Origin of the sequence: Nonomuraea sp. NEAU-A123 (assembly GCF_018603905.1) — a bacterium.
Taxonomy (GTDB): Bacteria; Actinomycetota; Actinomycetes; order Streptosporangiales; family Streptosporangiaceae; genus Nonomuraea.
The window spans coordinates 1-9,808 of record NZ_JAHFZZ010000055.1 but is presented as its reverse complement, the minus strand read 5'-3'; the positions used below and the strand labels follow the sequence as shown (position 1 = coordinate 9,808).

The 9,808-nt window shown below is 67.7% G+C and carries 8 protein-coding genes and 1 pseudogene; 8 read left to right on the top strand and 1 reads right to left on the bottom strand.

Going from position 1 to position 9,808, the window contains the following annotated elements:
• The 4 genes and pseudogenes from KLK06_RS59140 to KLK06_RS59125 all read left to right on the top strand — a co-directional run.
• Positions 1–90 (top strand): annotated as a pseudogene (locus tag KLK06_RS59140) (IS5/IS1182 family transposase); the annotation flags it as partial.
• Between the two features lie 62 nt (positions 91–152).
• Positions 153–488, top strand: coding sequence for a helix-turn-helix transcriptional regulator (locus tag KLK06_RS59135; protein ID WP_214644705.1), 336 nt, complete (start codon positions 153–155; stop codon positions 486–488).
• A complete protein-coding gene (locus KLK06_RS59130; RefSeq protein WP_214644704.1) occupies positions 485–634 on the top strand; it encodes a hypothetical protein in 150 nt (49 codons plus the stop codon). The genes KLK06_RS59135 and KLK06_RS59130 overlap by 4 nt, the downstream gene beginning before the upstream one ends.
• A gap of 63 nt (positions 635–697) precedes the next feature.
• Complete coding sequence (locus KLK06_RS59125; protein WP_214644703.1) at positions 698–1,834, top strand: site-specific integrase; 1,137 nt, start codon at positions 698–700, stop codon at positions 1,832–1,834.
• Here the strand turns inward: KLK06_RS59125 and KLK06_RS59120 are convergent.
• Positions 1,815–2,213 (bottom strand): hypothetical protein, encoded by a 399-nt coding sequence (locus tag KLK06_RS59120; protein WP_214644702.1) that lies wholly within the window; start codon positions 2,211–2,213, stop codon positions 1,815–1,817. The two genes, KLK06_RS59125 and KLK06_RS59120, sit on opposite strands and share 20 nt — an antisense overlap.
• 132 nt (positions 2,214–2,345) lie before the next feature.
• Between KLK06_RS59120 and KLK06_RS59115 the strand changes: the two genes are divergently transcribed.
• From KLK06_RS59115 to KLK06_RS59100, 4 genes are all read left to right on the top strand, one after another.
• Positions 2,346–2,819, top strand: a complete 474-nt coding sequence (locus tag KLK06_RS59115) for a hypothetical protein (RefSeq protein ID WP_214644701.1) — start codon at positions 2,346–2,348, stop codon at positions 2,817–2,819.
• A gap of 26 nt (positions 2,820–2,845) precedes the next feature.
• Positions 2,846–5,494, top strand: a complete 2,649-nt coding sequence (locus KLK06_RS59110; RefSeq protein ID WP_214644700.1) for a tetratricopeptide repeat protein — start codon at positions 2,846–2,848, stop codon at positions 5,492–5,494.
• A 216-nt stretch (positions 5,495–5,710) separates the two neighbouring features.
• Positions 5,711–8,248 (top strand): tetratricopeptide repeat protein, encoded by a 2,538-nt coding sequence (locus tag KLK06_RS59105; RefSeq protein ID WP_250907736.1) that lies wholly within the window; start codon positions 5,711–5,713, stop codon positions 8,246–8,248.
• 196 nt (positions 8,249–8,444) lie between these two features.
• Positions 8,445–9,593 carry an NB-ARC domain-containing protein gene (locus tag KLK06_RS59100; protein ID WP_214644698.1) on the top strand — a complete coding sequence of 383 codons (1,149 nt, stop codon included), beginning with the start codon at positions 8,445–8,447 and terminating at the stop codon, positions 9,591–9,593.
• Positions 9,594–9,808: the final 215 nt, after the last annotated feature.

Sequence of the window (9,808 nt, the reverse complement as noted above, 5' to 3'; positions counted from 1 at the left end):
TCTCAAGCCATGATCCACATCGCGTCGATCAATAACCTGGCCAGGCGCATAACGGACGAGACCACCCCAACCTGGCGAGGCACCTACTAGAACATAAGCCGCAATCTACTCAAATCAAATGCCCTCTTAAAGCCGACCAGCGGGAGGATGCGATGAAACGGAGCGTCGGCTACCGGTGGCGGCTGTGCGAGGTGATGGCCCAGCACGGCATGTTCCGGGTCAACGACCTGATCCCGCACCTGGCCGAACGGGGCATCACCCTGTCGACCTCGCAGGTGCACCGCCTGGTCAGCGGCACCCCGGAACGGCTGTCGCTGCCGGTGCTGGCCGCGTTGTGCGACATCTTCGCTCTCACCCCGTCCGACCTGATCGTGACCACCGCAGAGAACGTCGTACGCCCCCGCGCCGCCAGCACGGCGGAGGGCGGGCCGGTCGTCGACCTGGCCGACCTGCGTCCCACCCGCGCCCGCATCCATCCCGAGCCATGACCCTGCAGGCCGCACCACCTCCAGAGCCGCCGGCCGCCGGGGCGCACCAGATCGACGACGCCCTAATTCAGCGGGCGCGGATCACGCTGCCCCCATGCCGTACGGACCCCGCCTACCGGGCCTGGCTGCGAGACCAGCGGCGCTAGTGGACACCCGACCGCCAGCGCCTGGCCGACCTGCTGCACGACCTCCTCGCCGACCAGCGCGGCGTGCCCGCCCCGCACCTGGCCGGGTTCTGGCTGCTGCTGATCGCGATGCCCAACCCGGTACGCGGCCTGACCTGGATCACCAACAATTCCCGCGTCCCCCAATACCTGCGAGGCCTGGCCGACGGAAGCATTCCGCTCACTCACCAAGCCCTGCATGAGCTGGCCAGCTGGCGCACTGCCGCGCACCTGCGCGACCTGCTCATGGCCGTCGGCGCGCTGCCCCGCCTCGACCGGCAGATCCTGCTGTTCGAACGCTGGTACCAGCACCGCCTCGCGGCAATCACCGACCCCGAGCAGGCCCGGCTGCTGCGCCGTTTCGCCGGCTGGCACCTGCTGCCCAAGCTCCACACCCAGGCTTCGCGCCGCCCGCTCGGCCCCGCCTCGCGTAACGTCGCGGCCAGCCGCCTCACCACCGCCGCGACCTTCCTGACCTTCCTGACCTGGCTGGCCGCCCGCCAGCACCGTCTAGACCAGGCCGGCCAGGCCGACATCGACCGCTGGTACGCCGGGCAACCGGACCCGGACCGGGCTCGAGCGTTCCTGCGCTGGGCCATGGCCGACGGCCACATGCCCCTTCTGAGGCTGCCCACTCGGGCCAGCCGTCCCCTGGTCCCGATCAGCCAGCACCGGCGCCTGGCCCTGCTGCGCCGCTGCCTGACCGACACCACGATCCCGCTACGCACCCGGGTCGCCGCCTGCCTGGTACTGCTGTACGCCCAGCCGGTCAGCCGGCTGCTCCGGCTCACCCTCGACGACATCACCGACTCCGACGGCCAGACTTTCCTGCGCCTGGGCACCCCGCCCACGCCCGTCCCCGAACCTTTCGCCACCATGCTCACCGCGCTGGGCACCGCACGGGCCAACATGAACACCGCGACCAACGCCGACGCCCGCTGGCTGTTCCCCGGCGGACGCGTCGGGCAGCCCTTGACCTCCAACGCTCTGCTGCCACAACTTCGCGCCTTGGGTATCCAGGCCACGCAGACCCGCACCGCCGCCTTCCGCCAGCTCGTCCTGCAAGCCCCCGCCCCGGTCGTGGCCGACGCCCTGGGCTTTCGCCCGTCCACCGCCACTAAGCACGTGACCGTGGCCGGCGGCACCTGGAACCGCTACCCGCTCACTCGTCCCCCTCGATAGCTGGGCAAGTCAGATCGTCCAGAATCATGTCCAGCCGCTCCGCGAGGGCGAGCACGGCCTGCACGGCGGCGTCGAGGTCACGCGGCGATCCACGAGTTGTGCCAGCGGCGGCGAGCTGGTCCAGACCGTCGGTGTAGACCGCCAACAGGCGCCTGATCGCCTGCAGTTCTATGAGTACCGCGCGCCGCTCTCCGGCGGGCAGCTGCCCTCGGGCGGCGATCCAGCCGAGCACCGCCTCAGCCAGCAGATGCGGCACCGTCAAGCCCGCTTCCGCCGCAGACGACTTGACGAGCGTGAGCTCGTCATCGGTCAGTTTGACCTTCACCACGTTGTGTCGTCCGCCCAGCACGCGCCGCCGTCGCTCTGCCACCTCGACCAACCCGTCTATCGGCGATCCGACCTCGGTGGGTGCGCAGCGTCCCGGCAAGCACCGTACCGGGGCGTCGTGGGCTTTATTGCAGTTCGCACACATTCAGTGGCGGCATGCGCCCGTCGGCGTCACGATGGCGGCATGGTGACGCGAAAGAGCCCATGGCCGTGGATCTCGCTACTGGTCGGCGGTTTGATAGCTGGCGCGCTAGGTGTGATCTTCATCGTGCTGGATCTGGAGCAGGCCGATCAGCTGGCCAGCGTGGTCGGCGTGTTCGTCGCCCTGGCCGGGCTGAGCATCTCGATCTACGGTGTTGTCCTGGCCCGCCGCGGCGAAGACTCGAGCCCGGACTCTTCCCCAGCGACTGCTCCGCCCTCGAGCGCAGGCACCATCACGGCGAGCGGGGAGGGATCCGTTGCTGTCCGGGACAACTCCGGGGTGATCCAAACCGGCGATGCCGGGCACGCCACCATCACCGGGACCGGCGACACCAAGAACACGATCAAGGGTGGCACCTTCCACGCGCCTGTCACGATGGCCCGGGACATCACTGGCCCGCCCACGGCTCAACCACCGCTGCCTCCTGCCTCGTCTTCGGACGATCCGAATGTCTGAGAGCAGCCCCGGTGAGCGAGCCACCCATGACTGACGATCAAGGCGGTGGGGACGCCACCCGCAACAAAATCACCGGCGGCACGTTCTACGCGCCGGTGACCTTGGCGCGCGACGTCACCATGCAGGTCGCCGGTCCCGCCCCGCAGGCCCTGGCCGGCCTGCCCGCCGCTCCGACCGGCTTCGTCGGCCGCACCCACGCCCTTCAGGAGGTGCTGGGCTTCCTGGATCCGGCAGGCGAGGGCGGGGCGGGAATGCTGGTGTCGGCGGTGGCAGGCATGGCCGGGGTGGGCAAAACCGCGCTCGCACTGATGGCCGCCCACCAGGCGATGGAGCAGGGCTGGTTCGGCGGCGGGGTGTTCTTCATCGACCTGCGCGGCTACACCCCCGACCCCGGTGAACGCGTGCCCGCCTCAGCGGCGGCAGGGCAACTGCTGCGCGCGATGGGCATCCGCGACACCGACCTGCCACCCACCGGCGAGGAGCAGCTGGGCTTGTATCGGTCGGTGCTGGCCGACCGAGCCCACCAAGGGCTGCCGGTACTGGTGGTGGCCGACAACGCCGCCGTCACCGGCCAGGTCGAACCGCTTCTACCGGCCCAGCCATGTCACCGGCTGCTGATCACCTCCCGGCACACCCTGACCCTGCCCGCTCAGCTGGTCGACCTGGCAGTTCTACCCGAAGCCGAGTCCCTCGACCTGCTGCGCACCGCGCTACAGGCGGGGCGGGCCGATCCACGCGCCGGCGCCGAGCCCGAACCCGCGAAGGAGATCGCCAGGCGGTGCGGGCAGCTGCCGCTGGCGTTGCAGATCATCGCCGCCCTGCTGCGGGCCGAACCCGACCGCACCCTAGCCGAGATGGCCACCGAACTGGCCGACACCCGTCAACGGTTGGATGCCCTCGACAGCGGAGACCGTGACCAGCATGGCCGCCCGCTGGCGGTGCGGGCCGCGTTTGACCTGTCCTACCAGCACCTACTGGCCGACCAGCCCGAGCAAGCCCAACTGTTTCGGCTGCTTGCGCTCAACCCCGGCCCGGACATCTCCCTCCCGGCCGCCGCCGCCCTGACCGGCACGTCGGAGCCGATGGCGCGCCGACAACTGGCCGCGCTGGCCCGGGCGCATCTGCTCACCGCTCCGGTCACCGGCCGGTGGGGTATGCATGACCTGGTCCGCCTGTACGCCGATCAGCACGGCCACGCCCAGGCGGCCGCCGACGACCGCGGGCAGGCGCTGGACCGGCTCCTGGATCACTACCTCAGTACGGCCTGGTTCGCCGACGCCCACCTACGCGCCCTGCCCGGCCAGCCCGTTCCGGACCGCTTCACCGGACGAGACGACGCCATGGCCTGGTTCGACACCGAACGCGCCAATCTCGTCACCGCCGTCACCCTCGCCCAATCCACCGCACGCCACCACATCGCCCACCGTCTGCCGGCCGACCTGAACGCCTACCTGTCCTGGCGGCGCGGCTTCGACGATCTCCTGGCCGTCAACGCCATCGCAGTGACCGCCAGCGTCCAGCTCGGCGACCGCCACGGCGAAGGCCAGGCGCTGAACAACCTCGGTCTTGCCCTGTGCGAGGTGCGGCACTTCGAGGAGGCCATCACCGTCCTCCAGGACGCCGTCGCCATCTACCGCGAGGTCGGCGACCGCCACAAGAAAGGTAGGGCGCTGAACAACCTCGGTCTCGCCTTGCGCGAGGTGCGGCGCTTCGACGAGGCCATCACTTCCCACCAGGACGCCGTCGCCATCTTCCGCGAGTTCGGCGACCGCCACGGCGAAGGCATGGCGCTGAACAACCTCGGTCTCGCCTTGCGCGAGGTGCGGCGCTTCGAGGAGGCCATCACCGTCCTCCAAGACGTCGTCGCCATCTACCGCGAGGTCGGCGACCGCCACAAGAAAGGTAGGGCGCTGAACAACCTCGGTCTCGCCTTGCGCGAGGTGCGGCGCTTCGACGAGGCCATCACTGCCCACCAGGACGCCGTCACCATCTACCGCGAGTTCGGCGACCGTCAGGGCGAAGGCATGGCGCTGGGCAACCTCGGCATCGCCCTGGGCGAGGTGCGGCGCTATGGGGAGGCCATCACCGTCCTCCAGGACGCCGTCGCCATCTCCCGCGAGGTCGGCGACCGCCACGGCGAAGGCAAGGCGCTGGACGGCCTCGGCATCGCCCTGCGCGAGGTGCGGCGCTATGGGGAGGCCATCACCGTCCTCCAGGACGCCGTCGCCATCTCCCGCGAGGTCGGCGACCGCCACGGCGAAGGCAAGGCGCTGGACGGCCTCGGCATCGCCCTGCGCGAGGTGCGGCGCTATGGGGAGGCCATCACCGTCCTCCAGGACGCCGTCGCCATCTCCCGCGAGGTCGGCGACCGCCACGGCGAAGGCAAGGCGCTGGACGGCCTCGGCATCGCCCTGCGCGAGGTGCGGCGCTATGGGGAGGCCATCACCGCCCACCAGGACGCCGTCGCCATCTCCCGCGAGGTCGGCGACCGCCACGGCGAAGGCATGGCGCTGAACAACCTCGGCATAGCCCTGCACGAGGTGCGGCGCTTCGACGAGGCCATCACCGCGTTCAAGCGGGCCATGTCCATGTTCGACTTCACGAAGGATGATTACAGCCGCGCTATCGCGCAGGCCAGCCTCACGGAGACCGAGCAGCAACAAGCTGGCGGGTGATGCACGGCGCCACGTCTTCCACCACGCCGACGAGCTACCAGACGAATACGACACAGTTGAATACGTCACGGTACCGGTCAACCATGGCGTATTGCAGCAGGTGACAGCACATGCGTAGTCAATGAGGTTGGCTTCTCGACATCCTTCTCTCCGGGGTGAGATCGAGCAGTCCGGGCAAGAATTGCCGCCAGTTCGGCGGTGGTTCACAGTGGCGATATGACGCTTCCGTCCAACCCCGTTCGCCCTGATTGCCATAACGGTGGTGGCCATGCTGAGGCAAGCGGAGTGCGGGCGGTCTCGGTCGGCGGAGGGCTCTCCGGCGTGGTCTTCACCGGAGATATACAGCTGCTGTCGCGGCGACCGTTACCCGACACAAACCGAGTAGAAAGAGCAGAAGCACTGGTCGGGCTGCCACGCCGACCAGTGGCCGTCTTCGTCGGCCGTGAGCAAGCCTTGTCCTCACTGCTGGACGCCCTGGCGACTGGACCAGGTATCATCTCTCACGCCATCATTGGACTCGGCGGCGTGGGCAAGAGTGAGCTGGCCCTACAGTACGCGCACCGGCATCAAGATGACTATCGGCTGGTGTGGTGGATGGAGGCCGACAGCGCTGCTCACATTCAAGCGGGATTGGCCGAGCTGGCCAGGGCACTGGTTGCGGGGGTCGACTCGGTCGCCGCCGAGCAGGCCACCACAGAGGAAGCCGCCGCTTGGTCGCTGGCTTGGTTGAGCAGCCACACCGGTTGGTTGGTGGTCTTCGACAATGTCGAAGAAGCCGTAGACGTCGATTCGTATCTGGCCCGGCTCACTCGCGGGCGTGTGCTGATCACCACCCGGCGCGACATCGGCTGGGCGCAACGCGGCATCACGCCGCAGCGACTGGAGGTGCTGGACCGCCCTGCTTCCATCGCCCTGTTGGCCGATCTCATAGGCACCTCGACCGCGGATCACAGCCTACTGCTGGATGAGTTGGGCGGTCAGCTCGGAGACCTGCCCCTCGCCTTGGCCCAGGCCGGCGCCTACATTGCCCGCACTCCTCGCGTCACCCCGGCCCGTTATCTGCAGCTTCTCAAAGAGACGCCCGCCAGGATGCACGCCGCTGTGCCGGTCGGCGGGGAGAGCGCCCGGGTGATGGCCAAGGTCTGGGCGCTCAGCCACGGTCATATCCAGACCCTCAATCCCCTGGCCGTCCACGTACTGAACGTGCTGTCCTGCTATGCCCCCGACAATCTGCCGGTCACCGTCCTTGACGGTCTGGACGAGGACGACAGTCTGGCCGTAGACGAAGCACTGGAGCTGCTGGCCTCCTACAGTTTGATCACCTTAACTACCAGCTCAGATCTTGACCTCAGCGACGCCCCGAAGGACCTGGTGAGCGTGCACCGCCTCGTCCAGACCGTAATTTTTCACCAGTTCGCTTCTGGTCAGCGCGAAGCCCTCCGCCGTAGGGCCGCGTTTCTCCTGCAGGCCGCTCTCCCCGACGATGCCGACTCGCCAGTCAACTGGCCCTCCTATCGCCATCTCCTCCCGCACGCCCGAGCTATCCTGCCCCTCGACTCACCCGGCCTGTCCAAGGTGCTCCACTACCTTGACGCCAGTGGCGATCACGCCACCGCCCTGGCCCTCCAGCGCCAGATCCACGCCCACCACCTTCATACCTCAGGCCCTGAACACCCTCAGACTCTGATCACTCAAGCCAACCTCGCCTTCTATATCGGGAAGGTGGGAGGCTTTGCCGCCGCCCGCGACCAGTTCGCCACCCTGCTCCCCACCATCGAATGTGTCTTCGGTGCTAATCACCCCGACACCCTGGCCACCCGGCACGAACTCGCCCGCTGGACGGGCGAAGCGGGCAATGCAGCCGCCGCCCGGGATCAATACGCCACCCTGCTCCCAGTGTGCAAGCGCATCCTGGGTACCGAACACCCTGACACATTGACCACTCGACAGCGATTCGCCGACTGGATGGGGAAGGCGGGTGACCTGGCCGCCGCCCGCGACCAACTTGCCGCCCTGCTTCCCATCCGCGAACGCATCCTGGGTACCGAGCACCCCGATACTCTGGCCACTCGCCGTCACCTCGCCAACTGGACGGGGCACGCGGGCGATCTGGCCGCCGCCTGCGGCCAACTTGCCGCCCTGCTCCCCGTGAGCGAGCGAGTTCTTGGCAACGAGCACCCCGACACCCTGACCGCTCACCACGACCTCGCTCATTGGATGGGGCAAGTGGGAGATGGACTCGCCGCTCGTGGCCGGTTGATTGCCTTGCTGTCCATTCGTCAGCAGATTCTGGGCAGCGAACATCCTGACGCCTTGGCCACTCACAGTGCTATCGCCAATTGGACAGGGCAGTTAGGAGACGCGGCCGCCGCTCGCGACCAACTTGCCGCCCTGCTTCCCATCCGCGAACGCATCCTGGGTACCGAGCACCCGACTACCCTGACCAATTGCCACAACCTGGCTCACTGGACGGGGAAAGCGGGAGACGCGGCCGCCGCCCGCGACCAGTTCGCTGTCCTGCTTCCCATTCGTGAACACACACTCGGTGCTGAACACCCTGATAGCTTGATCGCCCGACACAGCCTCGCCTATTGGACGGGGGAGGCGGGGGACGCGGCCGCCGCTCGCGACCAACTTGCCGCCCTGCTTCCCATCCGCGAACGCATCCTGGGTATCGAGCACCCGGACACCCTGGACACCCGACACGAACTCGCCCGATGGGCCGACCTGGCAGGCTGGAGAAGGGCGACATAACTTGCGCCATGGCACCTGCTTAGCAAATACGACACAGTTGAATACGTCACGGCACCGGTCCTGTGTCGTATTGCAGCAGGTGAAAGCGCATGCGTGGGCAATGAGGTTGGCTTCTCTACATCCTTCCCTCGGGTGAGATGGAGCAGTTCGGGCGAGTGAGTTGTCGCCAGCTCGAAGTTGGTTTAACAGTGGCGATATGACACTTCCGTCCAATCCGGCTCACCCTGGTCACCTTCAAGGCGATGGCCGTGCTGAGGCGAGCGGGCCGCGGGCGGTCGCGGTCGGCGGGGAGCTCTCCGGTTCGGTTTTCACCGGGGACATACGGCTGCTTGCGCGGCGATCGTTACCCGATGCATCCCGAGTCGAAGAGCCAGAGGCACTAGTCGGGCTGCCGCGCCGACCGGTAGCCGCCTTCGTCGGCCGAGAGCACGCTTTATCCGCGCTGCGGGAAGCCCTCATAACCGGACCCGGCATCATCTCCCAGGCCATTGTTGGGCTCGGCGGCGTGGGCAAGAGCGAGCTGGCCCTGCAGTACGCGTATCAGCATCGGGCCGACTACCGGCTGGTGTGGTGGATGGAGGCCGATAGCCCTGCTCAAATACAAGCGAGCCTGGCCGGGCTTACCAGGGCAATGGTCGCGGGGATCGACTCTGTGGCCGCCGAGCAGGCCACCACAGAGGAAGCCGCTGCCTGGGCGCTGGCCTGGCTGAGCAGCCGCACTGGCTGGCTGGTGGTCTTCGACAATGTCGAAGAGGCCACCCACATCGACCCGTGCCTGGCTCGGCTCTCCTGCGGGCATGTGCTGATCACCACCCGGCGCGACATCGGCTGGCAGCACCTTGGCATCACCCCCGTGCGGCTTGACCTGCTGGACCGCCAGGCTTCTGTCGACCTGCTCGCCGACCTCATCGGCCCACCTGCCGAGAGCCAGGCCAAACTGCTGGATGAGCTGGCACTCCGGCTCGGCGATCTGCCACTGGCACTGACCCAAGCCGGTGCCTATATCACCCGCACCCCCCGCGTCACCCTGGCCCGCTACCTGCACCTGCTCACGCATATGCCCGTGAGACTGCTCGCCGCTGCGCCGACCGGTGGAGACGCGGCACGAGTGGTGGCCAAGGTCTGGGCACTGTCCCACCAGCGAATCGGCGCGGTCAACCCACTGGCGGTGCATCTGCTCAAGCTGCTGGCCTGCTATGCCCCCGACAACCTACCGATCACCGTCCTGGACGAGACCAACGAACTGGCTGTGGACGAGGCGCTGGCGCTGCTGGTCTCCTACAGCATGATCACCATCACTGTGGCTCGCAAAAAGACTCCAGGAATGGTGAGGAAGAGCTGGTGAACATGCATCGCCTCACCCAGGCCGCGGTTTGGCATCAGCTTCCTACGGCGCAGCGTGCCCACTATCGCCAGGTCGCCGCAAGCCTGTTAGAGCCTGCTGACGAAGGGCTTTGGTGTCGGGGCACGGGTCAGGAGAGTGTCGGGGTGTGGTCATCGTTGGGCAGTTGACCCGTGGACGGGAGCGGGCTCCCGGTAGCTGAGGTGTTGTCTATGCAG